The sequence below is a fragment of the Candidatus Margulisiibacteriota bacterium genome (assembly GCA_041658645.1).
In the GTDB taxonomy this organism is placed as follows: Bacteria; Margulisbacteria; WOR-1; order O2-12-FULL-45-9; family XYB2-FULL-48-7; genus JBAZZV01.
This window is the reverse complement of record JBAZZV010000005.1, coordinates 102,338-127,135: the sequence shown is the minus strand read 5'-3', so window position 1 is coordinate 127,135 and position 24,798 is coordinate 102,338. Positions and strand designations below refer to the sequence as shown.

Sequence of the window (24,798 nt, the reverse complement as noted above, 5' to 3'; positions counted from 1 at the left end):
TCAGGCCTGGAAGTAATCCTGCAGCGCTTTGACATCAAAGCCCTTCTTCTTGAAGGCTTCGATCCCGTTAACGGTCGCCTGGGCGCCGGAAATGGTGGTGACCAGAGGGATATTATGGGCCACCGCCGCGGAACGGATCTTTGATTCGTCCGCTTTGGTCGATTTATCGCCCGGCGTGTTGATCACCAGGGCGATCGCCCCTTTATTGATCGGCTCGAGAATATTCTTGCCGTCCTCGCTTAGCTTGCCGACCAGCTGGCAATCAACCCCGTTCTTCTTCAGTACTTTTCCCGTTCCCGCCGTCGCCACGATCGAAAAACCGAGATCGGCCAGTTTCTTGACCACGTAAACGATCGACCGCTTGTCCCGGTTGTTGACCGAAACAAAGACTTTTCCTTTTAAAGGGAGGTTCTGCCCGGCGGCGATCTGCGACTTCATGAACGCGACGCCAAAATCAGCATCGATCCCCATCACTTCGCCGGTCGAGCGCATCTCGGGGCCGAGAACGGCGTCCGACCCCGGGAACCGGTTAAAAGGAAAGACAGCTTCTTTCACCGCAATGTGCTCAATTTCAACTTCTTTGACCCCCTGCTCTTTTAAGCTCTGGCCGATCATGCACTTGGTCGCGATCTTCGCCCAGGGGACGCCGGTCGCTTTGGAAACAAAAGGAACGGTGCGTGAGGCGCGCGGATTGACTTCGAGGACAAAGACTTTATCATTCTTGACCGCGAACTGGATGTTCATCAAACCGATCACTTTCAATTCCCTGGCCAGCGCGTAGGTGCTGGTCTTGATCTCGGCGATGATCTTGTCGGAGAGGGAGAACGGTGGCAGGGAACAGGCGGAATCACCGGAATGGATCCCCGCCTCTTCAATATGCTCCATGATGCCGCAAACTACCGTCTGCTGGCCGTCGGAAACAGCGTCAACATCAACTTCGATCGCGTCTTCCAGAAACTTGTCGACCAGGACCGGATGTTCGGGCGAGACCATCACTGCTGTGTTCATGAAGTCGACCAAGTCCCCTTCGTCATAGACCAAACGCATCGCCCGCCCGCCCAGGACGTAGGACGGCCGGACCAGGCAGGGGAAACCGATCTTTTTGGCGATCTTCAGCGCTTCTTCCGGCGAGAAGGCGGTCCCGTTGGGGGCCTGGTCAAGCTTGAGCTTGGTTAAAAGTTCAGAGAAAAGTTTGCGGTCTTCCGCCCGGTCGATCTCTTCCGGCGATGTCCCAATGATCTTCGCGCCGGCCTCGGCCAACGGCAAAGCGAGGTTAAGCGGCGTCTGCCCGCCAAATTGGACGATGATCCCGTCCGGCTTTTCTTTATCAATGATATTCAAGACATCTTCCCGGGTCAGCGGCTCAAAATAAAGCCGGTCGGAAGTGTCGTAATCGGTCGAGACAGTTTCAGGATTGGAGTTGACCATGATCGATTCATACCCGGCTTCACGCAAAGCGTAGGAAGCATGGCAGCAGCAATAATCGAATTCGATCCCCTGCCCGATCCGGTTCGGCCCACCCCCTAAGATCATCACTTTTTTCTTCTTCGTTCGCTGCGCTTCGTCTTCGACTTCATAAGTCGAGTAATAGTACGGCGTGTACGCTTCAAACTCGGCGGCGCAGGTATCGACCGACTTATAGACCGCGGTTACGCCGTGCTCGCGACGCTTCGCCCAAACCTCTTTTTCGGTCGCCCCGGTCAGGTAAGCGATCTGCTTATCGGAAAAACCAAATTGCTTGGCCTGGTAGAGTGAAGCTTTGTCGTCCAAGATCCTCGCCCCGGCCTCATTGATCCGCTCTTCCTCTTTAATGATCTCTAAGATATTCTCCAGGAACCAAGGGTCGACCCCGGTCAGATGGCTGACCTCCTGGACCGAGAGCCCGTGCGCTAAAGCGTATTTGATGTAGAAGATCCGCCGGTCGTTGGGAACTTTAAGTTTGGTCAAGAGCTCTTTTTCGTTGACCATCTCCTTGCCGTCCGCCCCTAACCCTGCCCGGCCAACCTCGAGAGAGCGCAAACCTTTCTGCAAGGCCTCTTTAAATGTCCGGCCGATCGCCATTGTCTCCCCGACCGATTTCATCGAAGTGCCGATCACCGGCGGCGTATCGGGGAACTTTTCAAAAGTGAAGCGCGGGATCTTAACGACGCAGTAGTCGATCGACGGCTCGAATGAAGCCGGCGTCTCTTTAGTGATATCGTTTCGGATCTCGTCCAGCGTGTAACCGACCGCTAACTTGGCGGCGATCTTGGCGATCGGGAAACCGGTCGCTTTGGAAGCCAAAGCGGAGGAGCGGGAAACCCGCGGGTTCATCTCAATGATGACCATCCGTCCGGTTTCTGGATGGACAGCGAACTGGATGTTCGAACCGCCGGTTTCGACCCCGATGGCGCGGATGGCGGCGATCGACTGGTCGCGCATCTTTTGGTACTCGCGGTCGGTCAGCGTCTGGGCCGGGGCAACCGTGATCGAATCACCGGTGTGGACCCCCATGGCGTCAAAATTCTCGATCGAGCAGATAATGACGACATTGTCTTTCTTGTCGCGCATCACTTCCAGCTCGAACTCTTTCCAGCCGGTCAGGTCCTCTTCGATCAGGATCTCGGAGATTGGCGACAATTCCAATCCTTTACTAACTATCTCCGCGTAATCTTCATCGGTATGGGCAACGCCGGAGCCGGTCCCGCCGAGCGTAAAGCTCGGGCGGATAATAACCGGCAGGCCGATCTTCTTTAACCCTTTTTGCGCTTCTTCCAAAGTGTGGGCAAAAAAGCTATTCGGCAGGTCAAGGCCCGCCTTGGCCATCGCTTTCTTGAACAGTTCGCGGTCTTCCGCCGTTTTGATCGCTTTAATATCGGCCCCGATCATCTCGATCCCGTATTTTTCGAGTATCCCGGTCTCGGCAATGCCGACCGCCATGTTCAACGCCGTCTGCCCGCCGATCGTCGGCAGGATCGCGTCGGGCCGCTCTTTTTCAATGATCTGACAGCAGACCTCGACCGTGATCGGCTCAATGTAGGTCCGGTTGGCCATCTCCGGGTCGGTCATGATCGTCGCCGGGTTGGAATTGATCAGGACAACTTCGTACCCTTCCTCGCGCAGCGCCTTACACGCCTGCGAACCCGAGTAATCAAACTCGCACGCCTGGCCAATAATAATTGGCCCGGCCCCGATGATCATTATCTTCTTAATGTCAGTTCGTTTAGGCATTATCCATCATCTCCGCGAATCGTTTGAAGAGGTCGTGGGCATCGTGCGGTCCAGGGCCCGCTTCCGGATGGTGCTGGATGGAAAAAATCGGCAAGGTTAAATGCCGCATCCCCTCGACCGTCTGGTCATTTAAATTAATATGGGTTAGTTCGACCGTCCCCTTCGGAATAGAGTCGACGTCAACGGCAAAGCCATGGTTTTGGGCAGTGATATCAACTTTGCGGGTCTTGAGGTCCATGACCGGTTGGTTGCCGCCGTGGTGGCCGAACTTGAGCTTGTAAGTCTTGCCCCCCAGAGCTAAACCAAGCAATTGGTGACCAAGACAGATGCCGAAAATCGGCTTCTTCCCGATCAACTTCTTGATATTCTCGATGGCGTAAGTAACCGCGGCCGGGTCGGCCGGACCGTTGGAAAGGAATATCCCATCCGGGTCGGTCTTTAATATTTTCTCGGCCGGATAATCCGCCGGATAGACCGTTATTTCGGCTCCGATCAACTGCAAATTGCGCAGAATATTGAACTTGATCCCATAATCATAAGCAGCAACTTTATATTGGTAATTTGGATTTGCCATTTGTTTTGAGGTTTGAGGTTGGATGTTTGAAGTTCTGGCAAAGGAGGTTTCATTCCAAACATAAGGTGTCTTGCACGTCACCACCTTAACCAGGTCTACCCCCTCTACCCCCTGGCACTTCTTGGCTTTCTCGATCAGACTCTGCTCATCCAGATCAACGGTCGAAATAACCCCTTTCAGCGAACCCTTGGTCCGGAGCCGACGGGTCAGCATCCGGGTATCGATCCCTTCGATCCCGACGATTTTGTGTTCGGCCAGATAATCATCGAGTTTCATTGTGGAGCGGAAGTTGGAGGCTATTTGTGAATTTTCGCGGACGACGAACGCTTCACATTGCGGCTTGCTTGATTCGACATCCTCTTCGTTGACCCCGTAATTGCCGATAAGAGGATTGGTCATGGTGACGATCTGGCCTTTATACGAGGGGTCGGTCAAGATCTCCTGGTAACCGGTCATTGAGGTATTAAAAACTACTTCGCCGCTCTTTTCGCCGACAGCGCCAAAAGAGTATCCTTGGAAAATCGTTCCGTCTTCAAGTGCGAGGATTGCTTTTGTCATTATCGCTGACCCTGGCAATTATAACCGAAATCCGGCCAGGCTACAACCGCCCTCGCCAGATTGACTGCCAGCTTGAGCGTTTTTAAGAGGGCTAGCGGGCCAACCTCCGATCAATTATGTTCTGATTAATATGAAATCTCGCTCGATTCGGACTGATAAATATCCGCTATGGTCGTAACTTATCCATTGATCCATCGATCGGGCTATCTAACCGCCGTTCCGGCGGTTAGAATGGGAACTCCGCGTGAGATCGCGAAGGCGCTCGCCTCGAGGCTGGGTTGTGCCGGTCCCGATCATTCATATTTCCGTTCGAGCCTGGCTAACGGGCTCGGCGCGATGAGCAGCCCGGCCACCCGCTTCAGTTCAACTTCTTCCGAGGAGATCGCCAAACTATTGGCCCTGTTCCAAAAAGCCACCGGCATTAGCCGGGCCAAAGTTCATGGCGAATACAACGGGAATTACGCCGATCAATATATTACGGCCCGTGATGAGTGGAGCAGAGTTAACAACGTCAGAAATGATGTTCTGGCGTCTCTGTTCAAGACCATGGCGCGGCCTTGCAACAATGATGAGATCGAAGCCCGCCTGAAAAAATGCGGGGACGACCTGGCCCGGGTGTTGAGCTCGCCGCAGTTCCTCTCCTTTATCCGCACCCAGCCGAACGGGCTCGGATTGGCGGGCAGCCTGGCGACCGGCAACTTCGGCGGTTTTTCCGACGTCGACCTAATCGTTAGCCAAGACAACGTGGCGGCTCATGTCTTTGAGGAGCTGAAAGAAGCCTGCCGTGACTTCGGGGTTGATCTTTTTCATGACTCAACATTGGAAAGGAAAAAGGCTATCTGGCTGTCAGCCTTGGAGGTACAGACCTTCAGGTACGTGCCGGATTTTCTGCTTCAGTTTTATCTGATCAGGAATCTGGGTCGCAACGGACGATAAACCCTTATTTTGAAACGAACGGATTATCTTTAAGCCAGAACCGCCAGTGGATCTTTGCCCAGCATGGCCCGGCGTAGTTTTATCCATAAATTTTCATTTGTTATTGCAAATTATTGCAAATGTTAAGCCCAAGATGTAGAATAAAGTGTCGCTTAAATAAGGTGGATTAAAATGCCAATAAACATCAATCCCGCCAATGAGGCCAACAATTTTATCAGAAATTATGATATAAATAAGATCGCCGGTATCCAGCCGGAAGAAATTGATCATGATTTTATAATAGCTTATTTAAACAAATCGACTGACATTCAGCAAGAGATCGTAAAAAGGTTAAGCGAAAAAAGCGTTGCTCAATTGTCTTTAATACTTGCTCTGATCGCCGTCGGCCATGGCCCGGACAATCTGCCTCCCCGGATCATTGAAAAAGCCAAAGAAGCTATAAAGCATAAAAAAGCGCTTGCCCCTTATAATTCAAATGACCCGAAAGCTCCCCGTTACGCCGTAACAGACACCTATCTTCCCCTGAATAAGACCGGCGATAATTCTCGTCTGCCTATAGACCCGGATGCCCGTTATTTGGTTTCCCGTTGTTAGCTTTAACCAAAAATGAAAAGAAAGATCAGAGGGGGAATCTGCCTCGAGAACACTACCGGTTGTAATCTGGCCTGCAGCTATTGTTACGCCGCAAAAAAACATTTAAAAGCCCAAAGATCATCATTTAAGACGATCAAAAAGTCGTTAGATTTTTTTTATAATTATTTTTCCAGGTCCAATCAGCTGATGGAATTCCAACTTGATTTTACCGGCACCGGAGAACCCTTGCTTAATTTTCGGCTATTGGAAAAAACCGCTCGCTACATCTTGTCCAGAAAAGACAAAAGCCTCATCCTCCTCCGCTTTACCACCAATGGGCTGCTTTTCAATCGGAGCATCATGAATAGAATGAGAGCTTATAACAAAAAAAATAAATTGCTTTTCCGTTTTTCCTTGAGTTGCGACGGCCCGTTCTTGATCAACGATCTTACCAGAAAAGATAAGCTGGGCAACGGGACCGGCGATAGACTGCTTAAAACGATAATTGACTTAAAAAAAGCCGGGCTATTCCACCTGGTGGACAGCGCCGTTTGCACCTATACCTTTGACCGCCCCTTGCTGGTTTATCGTCTGATGGGGCTGGCTCTTTTGGGCTTTAAAGAAGTCATCATGAAACCGTACCGCGGCCTCGATCCAAAATACCGCTTGACCGCCGCTCGGCTCAAGACCGTCAAACATCAGTATCGGGAACTGACCGGTTTCCTCTTGTCAAAAATCATTAAGGAGAAGGATTATTCCTGCTTTTTTGCGATCTTTAATCCCGGAGACTTTTTTGGCCGTTTCCTGCTCCGGGTCTATCTCGGCGCCAAACAGGAGCGCCGCTGTCCGGCAGGCGACACCCAGTTTTATATCAATCACCGGGGGGACATTTTTCTCTGCCCTTCTTTCAGTTGCCATCCGGGAACCTCTCTTGGCAATGTCAACAAAGGGATTAACCCTTCTTTTCTTCTATCAACCGAAAATACGAGCGGCTTGTTCAAGGAATGCGAAAAATGTTGGGCAAAAAAATATTGCGGCGGCGAATGCCCCTACGACACTTATATTCGCCAGGGCGCGAAACCGGACAGGTTAAATTGTCAGCTCAAACGATTTATGATCAAAGAAGCAAACTATTTTTTTTCTGTCTTGAAAACCAAAAAGCCAAAGAGCCTTAAAGGCATCGATGCTTTCTTAAGAAAAAAACGGTCCTATTATTTTGATTACAAATAACATCACTGCTATTTTGAAACGAACTGATTGTTTTTAAGGAAGAACCGCCAGTGGATCTTTTATAATGCGGGACTAATTCAGCGTCTGTTTATTTGAGGCAAACTCAAAACAGGAGCAAGGGGCGTGTTTGTTGTTTCGATTTCTAAATAATGGGTGCTTTGATTAAAACGTAAAATATATTCGCCCTCAGGATTTTTCATATTCGAAAGTATTTGAGTTAATGCTTCCACATATACTTCAACTGCTGCTTCTATGGGCTTTCCCGTAAGTTGCGCGGCCAATTCCATATAGGGATACCCCCTATCCGAGCCTTTTTCAACCGGCGAATCTACCCGCCGCATTCTAAGGTCTCCACAAGGAACCCCAAACTTTTGCTTCCTTAAAACAAATCTAACAGGCAAAGACTGAGAATATAAGATAACTTCTTGGTCCTGAGCAAGAAGAGAGTGCAGATGCATTATCGCGTCTGAAAACCATTGTGCCCCTAAAGGCAGTAAAAATCCTGCCCTTTCAAATCTAGCTCCGAAATACAGCGAAATCTCTTTTGTTAACTGGTGGGCAACTTTCCAAGCTATATCATTAAGCCCTCTAGGAAGTAACGCCGAGAAAGAGCCGCGGATGACATATTCTGTCTGTCCATTTTCTTTTTTTTCGATCCGTCCTCGGAAACACCAGCCTTCACCTTCGTTTGATTTATAGCGTCTGATACGCAAACCGTGATATGAGTCGTTTACTATCGTATGGCCATAGTTATTTGTTCTCATTTTTTCCTAACTTCTCCCGTTTAATGCTCAAGATAGGATCTCTGATTAATCCTAATCATCAGCGGTTCACAAGTATATATCGAAAAGATCCGACGGGAATTTCAGTGGGAGACGAAAGGGTTGTCTTTTATATAGGACCGCCAGTGAACCTTCGCCCATATTGAAGTTCTAGCTCGCTTCCACGCCGTGATCGACCGAACGGGCTAAATAGGTGCGGGGGAATTCTTTTTTCAGCTCTGCCACGATCTTTTCACCCAGCGCCGTGGTCCCGACGACGCCAAAAACGCTCGAGCCGCTCCCCGACATCTGGGCCGAGCTGCAACCAAGTTCCAGTAGTTTCTGTTTGACTTCTCCGATCACCGGGTACTTGGCAATGACCACCGGCTCCAGATCGTTGTTGGTCGGCATCTTGGCCGAAAGATCGAACGCTTCGTAGGCCCATTTTGTCGAAACCTCAACGTCAGGAATGACCAGCACGTATGACCGGGAAACATGGATCGGGTTGCGGGTGACCACTTCCCCCCGCCCCCGAACCGTGCAATTCCCTCCCAGCAGGCAGAACGGGACGTCGGAGCCGATCTGGGAGCCAAGTTCCTGTAAGTCGTGGATCGTGGATCGTGATTCGGGGTTCGTGAGCTGATTTAAACCGTAAAGTACAGCCGCTGCGTCCGCCGACCCGCCAGCTAACCCGGAGGCCAGAGGAATATTCTTTTCAATGTAAATTTTCACGCCCCTGAGTTCCGTGCTCCGTGCTCTGTGTTCCGTGTTCATAAAAAGCTCCGCCGCCTGATAGGCTAGATTCCGGTTATTCACCGGCAGTTTGAGGTTATTGGTGGCTAATTGGATGCCGGACGAGATCGGCTCCAGCGTAATAACGTCATGTAAGGAGACCGATTGCATGATCGATTCTAGCGAGTGATAACCATCAGGGCGGAGACCGAAGATCTTGAGGGAGAGGTTGATCTTGGCGTAGGCTTTGAGCCGGAGCACTTACTTGGCTTGATTGCTGGTCAGGGCCAGGCGCGATTTCAGCCGCGACGCCTTGTTCTTGTGGATGATCTGGCGTTCGGCGGCCTTGTCCAGCACCGAAACAGCCAACCGGACCCGTTCGATCATGTCGGCCGCCTTGGCGGCGATCGCCTGGCGGGCCGCTTTCAGCACGGTCTTCAGTTTGGTCTTTTCGGCCACATTGCGTTCGTGGCGCCGTTTGGTTTGCCGGACATTTTTAACGTGTTTACGCTTGGTAACTTTTTTCTTCTCTGCCATTTCTACCTCCAACTTGCTCCGACAGGTTGACATGATAACATGAAATATAATAAGATATCAAGCGATTTGAGTATCCACGATTGGTTCAAGCGCAAAAAGCTGCAAAAAGAGACAGCCTACACCCGCGAACGACTTGATATCCCGGGGCACCTTTGGGTCAAGTGTTACAAATGCGGACAGGCGATCTATTCCAAGGAATTGGCAGAGAACCTGAAGGTCTGCTCCAAATGCGGCTATCATTTTAAGCTCCGCTCGGCCGAGCGGATCGGCCAGCTGGCCGAACCGGGCAGTTTCCAGGAACTGAACCCTAACCTCACTTCCCGCGATTTCCTCCAGTTCAAGGACGTCAAGCTGTACGCCCGGCGGATCGAAGAATCGATCCTGAAAAGCGACCTAAAAGACGCCATCGTCACCGGCCTGGCCAAGATCGGCCCGCACAGCGTCGCCCTCGGCATCATGGATTTTTCCTTCATGGGGGGGAGCATGGGCTCGGTCGTCGGTGAAAAGATCGCCCGCCTGATCGAAGCGGCGGTCGAGAAAAAAATACCGGTCCTCATCTTCTCCACCTCCGGGGGCGCCCGGATGCAGGAAAGCATTATGTCACTGATGCAAATGGCCAAAACCTCGGCGGCGCTCGGCCGCCTGCGGGAGAACGGCCTCCCCTATCTCTCGATCCTGACCGACCCGACGACCGGCGGCGTCTCGGCCAGTTACGCCATGCTCGGCGACGTCAATATCGCCGAACCGAACGCCCTGATCGGTTTCGCCGGCCCGCGGGTCATTGAGCAGACTATCCGCCAGAAACTGCCGCCCGGTTTCCAGCGCTCGGAATATCTTTTAGAGCACGGCATGGTCGATGTCGTTTGCCCCCGCAAAGAGCTGAAAGCGACCCTCGAGAAGCTCTTGCGCTTCTTTAAGAACTGACATGGCCAAGAACGGCAAAAAAACACTATTAGCTTTCGAAAAACCGCTCGGCGAACTGCTGGAAAAGCTGGAGAAGCTGGCCGCTATCCAGGAGTCCGGCAAGATGGACCTGTCGGAAGAGATCCGGCTGATGCACAAGCGGATCGAAAATTCCCGCCAGCAGATATTCGCTAACCTCAACCCGATCCAGATCGTCCAGGTCGCCCGGCATATCCAGCGGCCGACTACCCTGGAATATATTGGTATGCTTTGCGAGGATTTTGTCGAGCTGCACGGCGACCGCAATTTCGCAGACGACCCGGCCCTGGTCACCGGCGTCGCCCAGTTCGATGGCCGCTCGGTGGTCATTCTGGGCCACCAAAAGGGACACTCGACCAAAGAAAATATCGCCCGTAATTTCGGCATGGCCAGCCCCGAAGGTTACCGCAAGGCGCTTCGCGTCATGCGCCTGGCCGAACGGTACGGCAAACCAATCATTTCATTAGTTGATACGCCGGGGGCTTTCTGCGGTTTGGGCGCGGAGGAACGGGGCCAGGCGGAAGCGATCGCCAAGAACCTGCGCGAGATGGCTGAATTGACCGTCCCCTTCATTACCGTCATTACCGGCGAAGGGGGCTCCGGCGGCGCGCTGGGCATCGCTATGGGGAACCGAGTGTTAATGATGGAGTTCTCGGTCTATTCGGTTATTTCGCCCGAAGGGTGCGCCTCGATCCTCTTCCGCGATGCCACCCGGTCAAACGAGGCGGCGGTCGCCATGAAGATCACCGCTAAAGACCTGCTCGAGCTCGGGGTGATCGACGATATCGTCCGGGAACCGCTCGGCGGAGCGCACAACGACCCCGAATTGACCGCCAGAAATATTAAATCGGCTATAATAAGGCATCTCGACCCGTTGCTCTCCCTCTCCCATCGCGAGTTGATAGCCGACCGGTACAATAAGTACCGGAAACTGGGGATTTATAACGAGGGTTGACGAACGACCAGCGGCAATGACGAACAACCAAATCCCAATGACGAATTAAATCTCAACCAACAATCCGCAAACCGATTTAACGATCTTTAGCCGTTTGGCCATTCAAGCATTGATGTTTAGTTCGTCATTGGAATTTGAGCATTAGAATTTATCCAGATTCACCTGGTTGAATCAAAACTGATTTCGTGAGAAAATGATTCTGATCGCACCTGTGCCCAGGTGGCGGAACTGGCAGACGCACTAGCTTCAGGAGCTAGCGGGTAATACCGTGGAGGTTCAAATCCTCTCCTGGGCATAAATTTTGCTGCGCAAAATTTAAGGAATGAGGAAGAGGGATAGGAATGAGGCGGCGCAGCAAAATTTATCCCTCATTCTTAATTCCTCTCCCTATCCCTACCCCAACCCTCTGGTTCTCAAACCATTCAGGGCCGGGCCATCTTACTGATTATACCCAACGCATTCATGGATGCTGTTTGCCTCCCTCCCTCCCTCTCACTGCGGGCGCGCACCTGCAGCCCCATTCAGATATATGCGCGCCCGCTGCTTATAAACACAATTTATTAGCTATTAAATCTAAAAAAAGTAAACATTTAGATAAATATCTTACTTATTTCCAAAAAGGGCGTATAATTAAATAGCTGAAATCAATTATTATGACAACTTCAAATTTACAATTTCATAGTAAAACATTGAGGCGCGCCACCAACCCCAACGATTACTCCATATACCGCGCAGCGCTTGAATGGGACTTGATGGAACCCATTGTAATCGAAAGTCGTGAGGACATAAGATCTGAGAATAAATGGCGGGACCGGCTTGAACCTTATCACCATCAAGTCACAAATTTAATGACATTTTGCCGCCGACTTCCGGTAACACTACTTGCTGACGATGTTGGGCTAGGAAAAACCATAAGTGCTGGCCTAGTAATGAGCGAATTAATATCGCGCGGAAGAATATCTAAAATACTAATCGTCTGCCCAAAACTACTAATGCCTCAATGGCGAGAAGAACTTGATTCAAAATTTGGGATCCCTTCCATTGAAGCCGTTGGAAGCAAACTTGTCAAAGCTAAGCCGCCAGAAGAAGCCGGGGCCGTTATAACAACCTATCACTCCGCACGTTTGCATTTCGACGCACTTGCTAAAGTTGGATATGAAATGCTTATACTTGACGAAGCGCACAAGCTTCGGAACCTATATGGCGTTGACCCCACCCCTCAAGTTGCGTTGCGCTTCCGAAAAGCATTGGCAGATAGGCTGTTTAAGTATGTTCTGATGCTTACTGCCACCCCCATTCACAATAGGCTTTGGGACCTTTATTCATTAATTGATTTATTAACCGTCGCTCGTGGACACGAGAATCCCTTTGGGAGCGAAGGCATTTTTGCCAGGAAATATATTGCTGACGGCCGCACTCAAGCAAGAAAGTTAAATGTTGAAAGGAAAGACGAATTCCGCTCTATTGTTTATAGCTACATGTCTAGAGTAAGGCGCGCAGATGCAAAACTATATTTTCCGGAAAGGGTTGTTCAGCTTCATAAAGTTACTCCAACCAAGGAAGAACTCGAATTAATAGATATCATTGCTAAACCAATACAAAGACTCAATCGACTTGCCCAAATCTCTATCCTCCAGGCATTAATAAGCAGCCCTCATGCTTTAGCGGCCCAATTAAATACAATGGCTCGTAAAGGGACAGTCCCAGAGTTGCTAGCCAAAGCCGTACAAGCAGTTGTTGATCGGATGCCGATAACGGCTAAATTAAACGGCCTAAATGTCTTAGTTGAAAAACTTAGAAAAGAACAGCCAGAGCATTGGCGAATGATCGTATTTACTTGTCGAAGAGAGACACAAATAACAATCCAAGATTTCCTTGAATCTCGGGGAATATCATGTGGTCTAATCAATGGGGAATCAGGCCCACGAAATCAAACTACCATTGCTAAATTAAAAACGATTCCTCCGGAAATACATGTAATTATTTCCACCGAGGCCGGCTCTGAAGGCGTTAATTTGCAAGCAGCTAATGTGTTAATCAATTATGATTTGCCCTGGAATCCAATGATCGTTGAGCAACGAATAGGACGAATTCAGCGACTAGCCTCGAAGCATGCAAGCGTATGCATTTTTAATATTATTTTACAGGGCACTTTTGAAGAATATATCGTTGGAAGACTTATGGAAAAGTTACAGCTGGCCGCACATGCTATTGGAGATGTGGAAGCCTTATTAGAAGCCTCCAATTTGGATGACAACGAAGAGGATGGCTCTACCAGTTTTGAGGAAAAGATCCTGCGCCTTGTTATAGCCTCTTTGGCTGGAAAAGACGTTGAGCTTGAAGCGCGTTCAGCTGCTAATAGTATTGCTGAAGCAAAAAAAGAATTGGAGCGGGAAGAAAACAATATAAATTCATTGTTAGGTGGGATGGGCGATGAATTCTCTGGGCCTAGATGCCCGAGGTTGCCTCGTCAAACGCAATCAATGGATGCACGCAATTTTGTATTGTCCGCCTTAGCTTCTCAAGGGATGCGATTGGCCCCTATTTCAAATGGATTATATTCCGCAGAATCTGGAAGAGAAAAAGAAGTAATTCGTTTTGATCACAACGAAGTAGTAGGAGTAAGAAGCACCTTGTATGCGCCGGGATCATCCTCCTTTGAACGGTTAGTAAGCGGAATCACGTATGATGGGTGGCATCGAGTCGAAGACATTGATACGAATTCGTTGAAAACCGCGGAAGAGCTATGCGCTAAGTGGGTTAGTGGTTTTGGTGGCACATGCAAAACAGTTGATACCAATGGAATAGTTCGTTGTTTTAACGGCACCGCATTAATGAGGGTTAGGGCAACCGTGGCTCATGATGGATATGAACGACTTGTTGATGTTGATTGTGCCTCAAGCGAACATTTTAGTAGCGCATCTAAAAAAGGGCTAGAGCCACTTAATGAGATAATTGAAAATCCTATTTCCGTTGGTTTAATTACAGACAAATTAAATGAAAAAGCGATCTCAGATCCTAGTATCTCGGAGTTTTGCCGATTCTACACCGAAAGAAGAACGCAAGAAATGAATGCCGCAGGAGATGATGCTCGTAAAAGAAAGAAACTTGAGGATGATTTTACCCCAAGACTGGAGTTATCGTTGGTGGGGCTCGATGGAAGGATGCATCGTAGATTAGTAATAGATGTGACTTATCAATTAGACCCGGGATTTGAATATACAAGCATGCTGACACTAACTCCATCAACAGCCGAAATAAATAAGGGCCCCGACATGGACAAGTGTATGAAGACGAGCCGAGTTGTCCCTCGCGATTGCCTGGACAAGTGCGTTATTAGCAATACTCAGGTGATGAAACACTTACTTACCCCATCAGAACTGAGTGGCAGATTGGCCCTTCCTGAACATATCGTTATTTGTTCTTTAAGTAACAAACGAGTCTTAATCGATGAGGTTGAGAAATCAGCAATCACCGATCAATATGTTACTAAATCCTTGCTCAAAACATCATCCATGAGCGGCAAAAGAGCGGAACCGCAATTCTTCTCTAGATGTGAGTTTAGTAATTCTGAAGTTCTTGAGAATGAAATAGCAATTAGCCAAATATCCGGCAAACGCTATCGCATTGATGAGCAATTACACTCTGCGGTCTCCGGGAAAACTGGTCATCGCGAAGAATTCATCTTTTGCTCGGAAACGAATAAGCCCCTATTATCAGATGAAGCAGAAAGATGTGAAGTGACAGGAAAGGCTGTTATGCCTGGGTTGCTTGAAAGATGCGAAATAACAGGAAAGAAAGTATTACCTTCAGAGCTTGATAAGAGTGCGGTCACCGGTGAAAAGGCATTAAAGAAATACTTTGTTATAAGCAGCCTATCAGGAGCACATCTTTTTGAACGGGAAGCTATTAAATCCGTTGCGGGCAATTTTTGCTCTCCCTTAGAAGCTAAGTCGTGCTTCTGGAGTGGCCGGCAATGCCACCCCGACGATTTGCGTTTGTGCGAATTAACTGGCATACCAATATATTTTGAATTTGCATCAATTGGAGCGCATGTTCAGCTCGAACCTTTAGTAAATCTTCTCAATGGGGTTTCTAAAAAGGCTGACAAATCTGATCTTTGGAAAACTATTGCGACAGAAGCTTCCAAGTTGGTTGGCGGGGGGAGTTGTAGGGTTGAGGCGGCAGAGTTATCCCCGGATAATCATTACTTAGCCATCTCTTTAGAAATCAGGACCTGGCTAGGCTTTAAGTTAAGACAAGCAGGACTACTATATTCCCTGGTAGACAATTCTGTGTCTGGTCGAATAGCGCTGGGGAAGCGCGATAATAAAGGATGGAAGATTCTAAGTTAAACGGCCCTCAAAATATTTCTTTATTTCATAAGTGGCCTTGCAATCATCCTCATTATATTCCAATATTCTACGCAATACATTTGGATCATTATTTTCCAGATATTGGTTGTACCATACTATTGAATTCGCGCCTGAGGGGTCTTCGTCTCTCCATTTAAACCCGATATTCTTGGCAATATTTTTCAGCCCATAAGAATAAGTCGGCCAATCAGAATATTTAATTACTAAATCTGTGTACAAGTCGTACTCCCTCGCAACATATTTATCAAAGACCTCTTCACTTAATCCATATTTGTCTTTTAGTCTTTTTAACGTCGATCTTTCTTTCGATGAATAAACATAATATATAGCATTATCATTTTCGCTTATATAATCCCACAAAGCCTTGGCGGCTACTCCTTCATCATTCAATGAATTTGCAAGGAAATACTTGAATTCTCCAACCCCGTTAGTTTCTATAACGTATAACCCGTGCAAATATACAATATCCTGCGTTGGATCATCTTCTATATCGTAATAAATTTCCTTTTTTCCTACAGGAAAGCTATATCCAGGCCTAATATCGGGGGAATCGTTAAGAACTGTAGCCGCTCGATTCTTAATATTTGTGAGCGTTTTTTCTGCAAGCCCTTTCATTCTATACGGGGGAGATAGATATTTATCTAAATCCATCTTTGCTAAATCTTCTATTGTATTCAACCCTTTCCCCTTTAATAAATACTTGTTTTTGCCAACAAAATATATGAGAGATGGGTCATTATTGTCTTTCGCCCATTTTTTACATAATTTGTCCCACACACAAAGCGAACAAGCACTACTTATGATTGGCTCATGACGACCTGCCGAATGTTTTAGCTCCCGGACCTCATTAATCACGCGATTGTACTCATCAACATAATCGGATATTACAAATTCCTCAGTCGCCTTATCTCCATTGATTATTTTACCCATAGCGGAAGAATAGCCTTGAATTAATTTAAGCAAATCATTATAAAACATCACTTGATAAGCATAATGTTTTTTAAATCTTTGCGTTCTTTCGTCCTCGACTCCTTTGCCGCTTTTTATATCAATCGCCTCGTAGTAATAATCCCCGTATTTTGACGGATGGCTGCCATTCTTAATCAATAAATCTGGCCGTCCAACCATATCAGCGGATTTTAAACACCCTTGATAAATCGTCTCTACGCCATCCTTCATAAGTTTAGCTGTGGTTAAACAAGCCGAATCGATATCAACATCTTTAACCTCGGCAATATTATCAATGCCTATTTGACGAATAACTTCTTTTTCGTTCTTTACACCAGATTCCCATAACAGTTGAACAAAAATACTTGGCTGCCCTTTTTGCGATGGATCTCCATTGCTTTCTAGGTATACACGATAGGGGCATTTTGTATAATTATATAAATCCTGGGCGGTGATATTATTTGTCATTCAAGCCATCCTGAGCTTATCCTTGTATTTGCTGTGAGAAAGGGATAAATCATATGTTCAATGCTACGCCTTTATATGTGATAAATCAAGAATTATGCTCTTGTCTTTGCGCAGCCATAGACCTTAGCACAAAATGCTTCTAGGATAGTACTATAACCTTGTTTGCAAAAATATTCTTCGTTATAATTATTAAGCTAATTGAAAGGTATGGTCTAAATAAATATGCGACATTATTACATTAAAAGCTGAGCGAATGACAGAACTATATAGAATTCATTTTAATTATTCCAAAAGCAAGCGTTATAATCAAGCATTGCAACTCTTGAGTCTTGCGCACGAACATATTAAACAAGGAACTGGCGATGATCTGTCTCACACAATAGTCTTTACTAGTGACCAAATTGATCTTATGGCCGCGATATACAAGTTAGTTAAGCATTTCACTGGGGCAAGATTATACGGAGCAAATATATTTGACATAATAACTTACTTAAAAGAAGGCAGATATGATTATTATTATGCTTCGGAGGTCTATAAAAAGAGAGTATCTGCAGCAGCAAATACAATTAGAAGTACACTTAAAACACCCGATGAAGAAGTAATGCAGCATTTGAAAGACACCTATCTTAATCCTTATTGGCAGGACATGGAAAAAGTAATTAATAAATTACAAGAAGAAGGTTATCTTGATTATGTTGATAAGACAGGCGCTTTCAAGCGCGCCATAAGACGGCCCAAAGAACACTTAATTCAATATCAGGAGATTATAAAGCTAATTCATGCTGGTAAATACGGAAAAGCAGTTGAAAGGTATTATGCCGTTCTTGGCGATAAATATTATGATGACCTAAATAGTGAATTAATTTATCTTAAAAGACTAGCTAATATCCCGTTAGAAGGCAGGGATATCCTGTGTTTTCGAACCACATCGACACAAGATGAATTAATAGAATCAAATCTAGATGAATATGTGGGATGCCTTAATAAGGTTTTAAATCAGTATAAAAAAGCCAGCTCAACGTTGCCCCTAGATATTATTATTAAAAATGCCCCAACGATGGGAATATTAGTAAGAGATAAGAAAGAAGATTGGCATAAAGGAGTTTATTTGTGGGATGGGGAATTCAAAAGGGATCATACTCCCGTAAGCGATGATACTTTCTCTTCTGCTTGGGATCATTGCTTAAGTGGCAGGCTTTTCAATAAATATCCCGATCAAATTAGTTACTGCAAAATAATCGAATATCCTGATGATGAAAAATATGCCGGATTGTGGACAACGTATTCCCCTTCATATATTAAAAATAAAGTTATTGATAAAGGGTTGCATTTAAATGGCATTGAAGCGTTTAAACATAAATCATGGAATAGAAGGGATAAAACGCCCGACTTCATGTCGGTTACCTCAATAAACGAAATAGAAAAGTCAGACTATGGCACACATAATATTAGATACACCGGTAGAAAACATTTTATAGGGGGCAGATATTTCTATGAGATTGATTTATTACGAAAGAATGTAGATAAAGGGAAGTATTTGGGGAACGCATTTCTAGAGCTAGTAGATGATATTTTACGAGAAGCCGAGAACTTACTTCGGGAGAATCATAATTTGCCAAGAATTGGTGAGGGGTGGGTTTCAGAGGTGGCATTATTTAATCTAGTAAAAAAGAAATATAAAGATGCTCAACTACATGGGTCCCCCGATTGGATAAAGCCACAGCATCTTGATATATATATCCCATCAAAAAACATAGCCTTTGAATATCAAGGAAGGCAACATTATGAGCCAGTTGCATTCTTTGGCGGAATTAATTCTTTTACAAGGCTTAAAAAGCTTGACAGAAGAAAGGCAAAAAGGTGTAAAAGCAATAATGCCGTTTTAATTGAGTGGAAGTATGATGACCCGATAAATATGGACGCATTAGAAAAAAAGTTGTTTGCAATATAGTAAATATATTCTGCAAGGCCCCGCCAATTAAAGGCAGGGTTTAGAATGATCTCTTTTAATGCTAATTAATCAAGAAGCGGTTTTTTCGACGTATGGGGGAGAAAAAACCGCTTCTCCTATAAACTTACATTCTGTGTAAGTCTTTTTTCTTGCACCCATGAATGGTATTGGGTATAATCAGAGAGATAGTGTCTCGGCACGGAATGGTTTGAAGATCGCCGGGTCGAGGCATATTATTTTTATCGCGAACCATTGCATTGGGGCAGCTGATGACGGCAAAGGGACGCTGATCCTTTCACAGTTTACTGGGGGAACTGACGGATGCCGTCTTGATCAATCCTTATGCTCCGGATAGCTGAAAATGAAGGAAACCGTGGCGGAGAATAATATTTATAAGTGGGCGGGGAAGACCATTCAAGCACTATTGAGGCTATCGTAGATGGGCCCAAATGTGTATCCAAGAAGAACTTTTGTCTATTTCTCCTTTTGAATATCGAAGACAATCGATGGCAAATCCGGCTTGCTGCAATAGCGTTCTAACTTCGTCAGATCTATAATATTTGTAATACCTGGTTGTTCCATCCTTTTCTTCCATTCCTTCTCTGTCCCCCTCTCTAATTCTTGCAAAAAGTAAAGCATCGGAATTTGCCACTCTAGCCATTTCTTTCAGCACGATTAAATTATCCGGGTAGGGGAAATGCCCTAAAACTGCTCTCATCCACAACCCACCAAAGGTTCCGGGAGAAAAGGGAAGGCTCCTCAAATCAGCCTCAAAAAGCTTTGCGGGGGATATTTGCAATCTTTGCTGTGCTAACTTTAATAATTCTCTTGCCCCATCAACTCCCACCGCATTCAAACCTGCCCTTAGAAATCGCGCCAAATCTTTGCCAACCCCACATCCCACATCAAGAACAAGTGATCCTGGGTGCCGAGCTTTCATTTTTTTTATAAATCTTCGTTCAGCCGAAATCCTTAATTTAATTGTTCGGTCAAAAAATCGTTTAGCGATAATTTTAGTGTCATATCTTCCCACAGTAAATCTGGTGTCTAATGGCATAATAGTTTATTTCCTCTTTATAGAACATGGGCTTATCCCGATCACATCGGGACTCGCGCTTATCATCCCCCCTCTCTTCGATCAATTCAACCGATAAATTTCACCGGATTTTCAGATTTAGGTTTCCCCGCCCTTGCCAGTTGCGCCTTCGGATAGCGTTAGGTATAATCAAGCGGATGGCACGATGCCGCTGTGGTGGAATTGGCAGACCTGCCTGCCGGCAGGCAGGCGCGCTTGATTTCACTGATAGAAATGCCGCTGTGGTGGAATTGGCATACGCGCTAGACTCAAAATCTGGTGGGGGCAACCCCATGTCGGTTCAAGTCCGACCAGCGGCATTTCTATAATCATAAATTACGACTCAAAATCTGGTGGGGGCAACCCCGTGCCGGTTCTCCCGACGACATAAATTTATGTAATTATGTAATGTCGGGATCCCGATATTCCATTATTGAATCTATTAATGCCATCGGGAAATTCCGACCAGTTTACCCGCCGCAGGCGGGCGGCATTTTTCCCTGAATTGGCAGGCTAATCCCCCGTGCCGGGCCGGCCAGTTTACCCGCCGCAGGCGGGCGGCATTTATTTTCTGTTGACAAACAGGGCTAAATAGATTATTATGTGGGAGTCGAACGGAAAGGCCTCTTGTTTTAAATCCGAAAGACCAAATCCCAATGACGAAAAAAAACACCAACTGTCTAAAAACCAAACATTTTTTTCAGATTTGAGGATTGAAGTTTATTTCGTCATTGAGAAATTCGTCATTGATCATTAGTATCTTTAGGAGGAAAAAATGGACATAGTGGAGCTGGAAGGGAAAACGCTGCAGGAGCTTTACGCGATCGCGAAAGAGCTGAACATGCCAAATCTGCGGCAGTTAAAAAAACACGATCTCATTTTTAAAATACTGGAGGCGCAGACCGAAAAGAACGGCTTTATGTTCGCCAAAGGGGTCCTTGAGATCCTGCCCGAGAATTACGGTTTTCTTAGGACCGCCGGTTACCTCCCCTCCCGCGAAGATGTCTACGTTTCGCAAACCCAGATCCGCCGCTTTGACATGCAGAACGGCGACTACGTTACCGGCCAGGTCCGCCCGCCGAAAGAAGGGGAAAAATATTACAGCCTGCTCAAGATTGAGGCAATCAACGGGGTCAATCCCGAAGAAGCCCGCCAGCGGATCCCCTTCGACAACCTGACCCCGATCTTCCCCAACGAACGTTTTAAGCTGGAGTATCCCGGTTGCGCCATGACCGCCCGGCTCGTCGACTTTGTTTCACCGATCGGCAAGGGACAGCGCGGCCTCATCGTCTCCCCGCCCAAGGCCGGTAAAACGACCGTCCTCAAGAATATCGCCAACAGTATCACCGCCAATTTTCCGGAAGCGGTCATCAAGGTCCTGCTGGTCGACGAGCGGCCGGAAGAAGTGACCGACATGCAGCGCTCCGTCAAGGGCGAAGTGGTCGCCTCGACCTTCGACGAGCCGCCGGAGGACCATATCCGGATCGCCGAACTGCTGCTCGAATCGACCAAGCGGATCGTGGAAGCGGGTAAGGATGTCGTTATCCTGCTCGACTCGATCACCCGCCTGGCGCGGGCCTACAACCTGGTCACCCCGCCCTCCGGACGGACCCTCTCCGGCGGTCTCGATCCGACCTGTCTCCACCGCCCGAAGCGTTTCTTCGGCGCCGCCCGCAACATCGAGGACGGGGGGAGCCTGACGATCATCGCCACGGCGCTGGTCGACACCGGCTCGCGCATGGACGATATCATTTACGAGGAATTCAAGGGGACCGGCAACATGGAGCTCCACCTGAACCGGAAACTGGCCGACCGCCGTATTTTCCCGGCGATCGACATCCAGCTCTCCGGCACGCGGCGCGAAGAATTGTTGCTCGACGAGAAGGAATTAAAGCGGATCTGGCTGTTGCGCAAGGTCATGGCCGATTACGACGTGGTCGAAGCGACCAGCCAGTTGATCGAGCGGCTTAAGACCTTTAAAACTAACAAACAGTTCTTCGAATCGGCCGACGCCAAATAGATGTGTTCACCCTCGGCGAGATACTTAAAGTAGTCAAGGGTTCGCGGGTCGCAGGCCGCGGCCGGAAGATCAGCGGTGTCTCGACCGACAGCCGCACGGTCAAGCGGAGGGAACTCTTTATTCCGCTCGTCGGCGAAAAGTTTGACGGCCGGAAATTCATCCCCGCCGCCCTGAAAAAAGGGGCCTTTGTTCTCGAAGTTAAGGACGGGCTGAAGGCCCTGCAGGACCTGGCCGCCTATCACCGAAGTAAATTCGACATCCCCGTGATCGGCGTGACCGGCAGCGCCGGCAAGACGACGACCAAAGATATGATCGCCAGGGTCCTCTCGGAAAAATATCCGACCCTCAAGAACGAAGCTAACTTCAACAATGAGATCGGCGTCCCCCTCACCCTGCTCAAATTGGCCGGAAAACACCGCGCGGCGGTCATCGAGATGGGAATGCAAGGCCGCGGCGAGATCGAACTGCTGGCCAGGCTGGCCCGGCCGACAATCGCCGTCGTCACCAACATCGGCGAGGCGCATCTGGAGTTCCTCAAAAGTAAAAAGAATATCGCCAAAGCCAAAGCGGAGATATTCTCTTTCCTGAAGAAGGGTGATTGGGCGGTCATCAACCAGGATGACGAATACTATGAACACTTAAAATCAAAGGTAAAAAATCAAAAATTAAAAATAATGACTTTTGGGATTATTGAAAAAGCTGATGTCACGCCAGAAGCGCTTAACGGGATCGAATTACCCATCCCCGGGGAACATAATATTTACAACGCCCTGGCCGCGGTCGCCGTAGCCCGAGTGCTGCGGCTCAACCGGCGCCAGATCAAACGCGGCCTGGAAAAATTCCGCCCCTCGAACAACCGGATGGAAGTGGTCAATTGCCGTAACGGCATTAAGATCATCAATGACACCTACAACGCCAACCCGCAAGCTATGACGGCAGCCTTGAAAACTCTGGCCGCTCTTGAGGGGCGCAAGGTCGCCGTTCTGGGCGACATGCTGGAGCTCGGCCGCTCGGCCCGCCCGGCCCACCGCCGGCTGATCAAGCTCGCTCACGAGCTGAAGATCGATCGGGTCTTCACTTTCGGCCGGTTATGGCCGCGACTTTCCCGGCCGGAAACAAACAAAAAAAACCTGATAAAAAAGCTAAAGAAATTTATCCGGCCGCGTGATATAATCCTGTGCAAAGGTTCACGGGGAACGCGGATGGAAGAAGTGGTCGGCGCCTTAAGATAACTAGGCCTGGGTGGTGGAACTGGCAGACACACCAGCTTGAGGGGCTGGCGCCTTTAAAAGCGTAGGAGTTCAAATCTCCTCCCAGGTATTATCTTATCAAGCAGCGCGGTCGGTTGACGGGCACAAGTTTTCTCGTTATGATTACGATCCAGTAAAGGAGGCAGCTTTGACTATCCAGTTCCCGCCGGTCGAATCAACTGAACCTCGCCTGTTGACGGATACTCATAGCCAGCCAAGCGCCGACCCCGGCGGCACCCGCTCCTTCGACGAGAAACTCCGCAACGAACAAGCCCGCCTGGGCCTGTTGTTCTCCCCTTACAACCAGTTCAGCGGCCTTTTCTCTTACCCGTTGGAACAGACATTCAATTTTTCCGAGCCGGAGAGGGCCGGTCAAAAATATTCAACACCGCAAGAAAATTATGGCTCGGCGTACTCCCCGGCCCCGACCACCCAACAACCTAACCACGCGGCCAGCCGCGCGGCGCTCCAATTATTCGAAGGTTTGCCGCTCCGCTCGCCCCAGAACGGGTGGCTCCAGGAACTGCTGGCCAAAACCGGCTGGCTGACCCCCAACCTGGCGGCCCAGCCGAATTTCTTCCAGGCCTTCCTGGACGGCAAACTGCAAGCCAAGCTGGATATGCAGGCGCTAGTCGATGAGATCGCGGCCAAAGTGAAACTGGTCAAAAGCCAAGAGAAGACCCAATTCACCTTAACCCTCAAACCGGCCGAGCTGGGCGAGATCGTCTTGCTGCTCACCGCCCAGGCCGGGCTCCTCTCCATCCAGATCCAGGCTTCGGCCGAGACCAGGAAGCTGATCGACGAAAGTAAAGCCGAACTGGAACGGGCGCTAAAGAAAGCCGGCGTAACTTTCGAGACCATCAAGATCGAGGAGGTAAAAGAGCATGTTTGATGTCATGTCCCAGGCCAAGAACGCGATCGAAGCTTACAACGCGGCGCTCAAGATCACTTCTTCGAACATTGCCAACATGAACGTGCCGGGCTCCAAAAAAATCGGGTTTTCCTTCCAATCGATCTTCGAACGAGTGCTGACCCAAGGGACGGGGAGCCAGGGAAACACGGGCGGGACCAATCCGAGGCAGTACGGCTCCGGCATGGCCATCGGCGACATCTCTCTCGATTTTTCCAACGGTGAGACGAGCACCGCCTCCTCTCTCGACCTGGCCATCCAGGGGGGCGGCTTGTTCATCGTTTCGGCCGATGGCGGGAACAGCCGGCTTTATACCCGTTCCGGCAACTTTCAGATCGATGCCAGCGGCAACCTTAATTCGAACGGCCTGCAGGTTTACGGATTTGATAATGCCGGGAATGTCGTCCCGATCACCGGCTTGCCGTCGGGGGTCAAAACCGATTACCGCTGGCAGGCGGACGGAACGCTCGAATATACCGCTGATGGCACGACCTATACCCCAACCGGCTACAGCATCGCCCTCGCCTACTTCCAAAATCCGAGCGGCCTGGCCCAGGCCCAGGGGACAGCTTTTGCCCAAACCCTGGCTTCGGGCAGTGTCTCAACTCCCCAGGGACCTGGCGGCGCGGCCGGGATATTAAAAGTTGGGCAACTGGAACAATCGAACGTCGTCTACCTGAATGAGACGATCACCGCCCTGGAATTACAGCGCGCCTTGAGCGGCAACCTAAGCATGATCAAGATGGCCTCCGACCTGATCTCAAATTTCATCTCGAAACTGGGGTAAGCAAT

Annotated in this window: 18 protein-coding genes and 3 tRNA genes; 14 read left to right on the top strand and 7 right to left on the bottom strand. The window is 48.5% G+C overall.

The annotated features are described in order from the left end of the window. Entirely contained in the window at positions 1-3,210 is a 3,210-nt protein-coding gene (gene carB / locus WC903_05515; GenBank protein ID MFA5893400.1) for a carbamoyl-phosphate synthase large subunit, read from the bottom strand. Continuing rightward, on the bottom strand, positions 3,203-4,342 hold the full coding sequence (carA, locus tag WC903_05510) for a glutamine-hydrolyzing carbamoyl-phosphate synthase small subunit (protein MFA5893399.1): 1,140 nt from the start codon (positions 4,340-4,342) through the stop codon (positions 3,203-3,205). Before carA ends, carB begins: the two co-directional genes overlap by 8 nt. Before the next feature lie 168 nt (positions 4,343-4,510). Here carA and WC903_05505 point away from each other — a divergent pair, with 168 nt between their 5' ends. From WC903_05505 to WC903_05495, 3 genes are all read left to right on the top strand, one after another. After that, complete coding sequence (locus WC903_05505; GenBank protein ID MFA5893398.1) at positions 4,511-5,278, top strand: nucleotidyltransferase domain-containing protein; 768 nt, start codon at positions 4,511-4,513, stop codon at positions 5,276-5,278. Between the two features lie 171 nt (positions 5,279-5,449). Next, a complete protein-coding gene (locus tag WC903_05500; GenBank protein ID MFA5893397.1) occupies positions 5,450-5,872 on the top strand; it encodes a hypothetical protein in 423 nt (140 codons plus the stop codon). Between the two features lie 12 nt (positions 5,873-5,884). Then, positions 5,885-7,081 carry a radical SAM protein gene (locus tag WC903_05495; protein ID MFA5893396.1) on the top strand — a complete coding sequence of 399 codons (1,197 nt, stop codon included), beginning with the start codon at positions 5,885-5,887 and terminating at the stop codon, positions 7,079-7,081. A 77-nt stretch (positions 7,082-7,158) separates the two neighbouring features. On the opposite strand, the gene WC903_05490 is transcribed toward WC903_05495, so the two are convergent. The 3 genes from WC903_05490 to rpsT form a co-directional block, all read right to left on the bottom strand. Next, positions 7,159-7,845, bottom strand: coding sequence for a hypothetical protein (locus tag WC903_05490; GenBank protein ID MFA5893395.1), 687 nt, complete (start codon positions 7,843-7,845; stop codon positions 7,159-7,161). 168 nt (positions 7,846-8,013) lie between these two features. Beyond that, positions 8,014-8,835, bottom strand: coding sequence for a 4-(cytidine 5'-diphospho)-2-C-methyl-D-erythritol kinase (gene ispE, locus WC903_05485; GenBank protein MFA5893394.1), 822 nt, complete (start codon positions 8,833-8,835; stop codon positions 8,014-8,016). Continuing rightward, the gene (gene rpsT / locus WC903_05480; GenBank protein ID MFA5893393.1) at positions 8,836-9,111 is read right to left on the bottom strand and encodes a 30S ribosomal protein S20; all 276 of its coding nucleotides are present in this window, start codon (positions 9,109-9,111) and stop codon (positions 8,836-8,838) included. A 39-nt stretch (positions 9,112-9,150) separates the two neighbouring features. Between rpsT and accD the strand changes: the two genes are divergently transcribed. The 4 genes from accD (at position 9,151) to WC903_05460 (ending at position 15,363) form a co-directional block, all read left to right on the top strand. Beyond that, positions 9,151-10,035, top strand: a complete 885-nt coding sequence (gene accD, locus WC903_05475; protein ID MFA5893392.1) for an acetyl-CoA carboxylase, carboxyltransferase subunit beta — start codon at positions 9,151-9,153, stop codon at positions 10,033-10,035. 1 nt (position 10,036) lies between these two features. Further along, positions 10,037-11,008, top strand: coding sequence for an acetyl-CoA carboxylase carboxyltransferase subunit alpha (locus tag WC903_05470; GenBank protein ID MFA5893391.1), 972 nt, complete (start codon positions 10,037-10,039; stop codon positions 11,006-11,008). Positions 11,009-11,221: 213 nt separating this feature from the next. Next, a tRNA-Leu gene (locus WC903_05465) sits at positions 11,222-11,303 on the top strand. Positions 11,304-11,661: 358 nt separating this feature from the next. After that, the gene (locus WC903_05460) at positions 11,662-15,363 is read left to right on the top strand and encodes an SNF2-related protein (GenBank protein ID MFA5893390.1); all 3,702 of its coding nucleotides are present in this window, start codon (positions 11,662-11,664) and stop codon (positions 15,361-15,363) included. On the opposite strand, the gene WC903_05455 is transcribed toward WC903_05460, so the two are convergent. Beyond that, positions 15,355-16,800 carry a TM0106 family RecB-like putative nuclease gene (locus WC903_05455; protein ID MFA5893389.1) on the bottom strand — a complete coding sequence of 482 codons (1,446 nt, stop codon included), beginning with the start codon at positions 16,798-16,800 and terminating at the stop codon, positions 15,355-15,357. The genes WC903_05460 and WC903_05455 overlap by 9 nt on opposite strands. A 409-nt stretch (positions 16,801-17,209) precedes the next feature. Between WC903_05455 and WC903_05450 the strand changes: the two genes are divergently transcribed. Beyond that, a complete protein-coding gene (locus tag WC903_05450; protein ID MFA5893388.1) occupies positions 17,210-18,751 on the top strand; it encodes a hypothetical protein in 1,542 nt (513 codons plus the stop codon). 430 nt (positions 18,752-19,181) lie between these two features. Here the strand turns inward: WC903_05450 and WC903_05445 are convergent, their stop codons facing one another. Beyond that, positions 19,182-19,808, bottom strand: coding sequence for a class I SAM-dependent methyltransferase (locus tag WC903_05445; GenBank protein ID MFA5893387.1), 627 nt, complete (start codon positions 19,806-19,808; stop codon positions 19,182-19,184). A gap of 254 nt (positions 19,809-20,062) precedes the next feature. Between WC903_05445 and WC903_05440 the strand changes: the two genes are divergently transcribed. The 6 genes from WC903_05440 (at position 20,063) to WC903_05415 (ending at position 24,793) form a co-directional block, all read left to right on the top strand. Next, positions 20,063-20,146, top strand: a tRNA-Leu gene (locus WC903_05440). A 455-nt stretch (positions 20,147-20,601) separates the two neighbouring features. After that, entirely contained in the window at positions 20,602-21,846 is a 1,245-nt protein-coding gene (rho, locus tag WC903_05435) for a transcription termination factor Rho (protein ID MFA5893386.1), read from the top strand. A 2-nt stretch (positions 21,847-21,848) separates the two neighbouring features. Beyond that, a complete protein-coding gene (murF, locus tag WC903_05430) occupies positions 21,849-23,078 on the top strand; it encodes a UDP-N-acetylmuramoyl-tripeptide--D-alanyl-D-alanine ligase (protein ID MFA5893385.1) in 1,230 nt (409 codons plus the stop codon). Between the two features lie 4 nt (positions 23,079-23,082). Beyond that, positions 23,083-23,166 (top strand) — tRNA-Leu (locus WC903_05425). A gap of 78 nt (positions 23,167-23,244) precedes the next feature. After that, on the top strand, positions 23,245-23,988 hold the full coding sequence (locus WC903_05420) for a flagellar hook-length control protein FliK (protein ID MFA5893384.1): 744 nt from the start codon (positions 23,245-23,247) through the stop codon (positions 23,986-23,988). Next, positions 23,981-24,793 carry a flagellar hook-basal body complex protein gene (locus WC903_05415; GenBank protein MFA5893383.1) on the top strand — a complete coding sequence of 271 codons (813 nt, stop codon included), beginning with the start codon at positions 23,981-23,983 and terminating at the stop codon, positions 24,791-24,793. Before WC903_05420 ends, WC903_05415 begins: the two co-directional genes overlap by 8 nt. Positions 24,794-24,798: the final 5 nt, after the last annotated feature.

Coding starts and splice junctions, on each gene's coding strand:
- accD (MFA5893392.1), top strand. CDS start 9,151: ATGAAATATAATAAGATATCAAGCGATTTGAGTATCCACGATTGGTTC.
- WC903_05500 (MFA5893397.1), top strand. CDS start 5,450: ATGCCAATAAACATCAATCCCGCCAATGAGGCCAACAATTTTATCAGA.
- WC903_05490 (MFA5893395.1), bottom strand. CDS start 7,845: ATGAGAACAAATAACTATGGCCATACGATAGTAAACGACTCATATCAC.
- WC903_05415 (MFA5893383.1), top strand. CDS start 23,981: ATGTTTGATGTCATGTCCCAGGCCAAGAACGCGATCGAAGCTTACAAC.
- WC903_05460 (MFA5893390.1), top strand. CDS start 11,662: ATGACAACTTCAAATTTACAATTTCATAGTAAAACATTGAGGCGCGCC.
- carA (MFA5893399.1), bottom strand. CDS start 4,342: ATGACAAAAGCAATCCTCGCACTTGAAGACGGAACGATTTTCCAAGGA.
- WC903_05445 (MFA5893387.1), bottom strand. CDS start 19,808: ATGCCATTAGACACCAGATTTACTGTGGGAAGATATGACACTAAAATT.
- WC903_05495 (MFA5893396.1), top strand. CDS start 5,885: ATGAAAAGAAAGATCAGAGGGGGAATCTGCCTCGAGAACACTACCGGT.
- WC903_05470 (MFA5893391.1), top strand. CDS start 10,037: ATGGCCAAGAACGGCAAAAAAACACTATTAGCTTTCGAAAAACCGCTC.
- WC903_05450 (MFA5893388.1), top strand. CDS start 17,210: ATGGCCGCGATATACAAGTTAGTTAAGCATTTCACTGGGGCAAGATTA.
- WC903_05455 (MFA5893389.1), bottom strand. CDS start 16,800: ATGACAAATAATATCACCGCCCAGGATTTATATAATTATACAAAATGC.
- carB (MFA5893400.1), bottom strand. CDS start 3,210: ATGCCTAAACGAACTGACATTAAGAAGATAATGATCATCGGGGCCGGG.
- rpsT (MFA5893393.1), bottom strand. CDS start 9,111: ATGGCAGAGAAGAAAAAAGTTACCAAGCGTAAACACGTTAAAAATGTC.
- WC903_05505 (MFA5893398.1), top strand. CDS start 4,511: ATGGTCGTAACTTATCCATTGATCCATCGATCGGGCTATCTAACCGCC.
- rho (MFA5893386.1), top strand. CDS start 20,602: ATGGACATAGTGGAGCTGGAAGGGAAAACGCTGCAGGAGCTTTACGCG.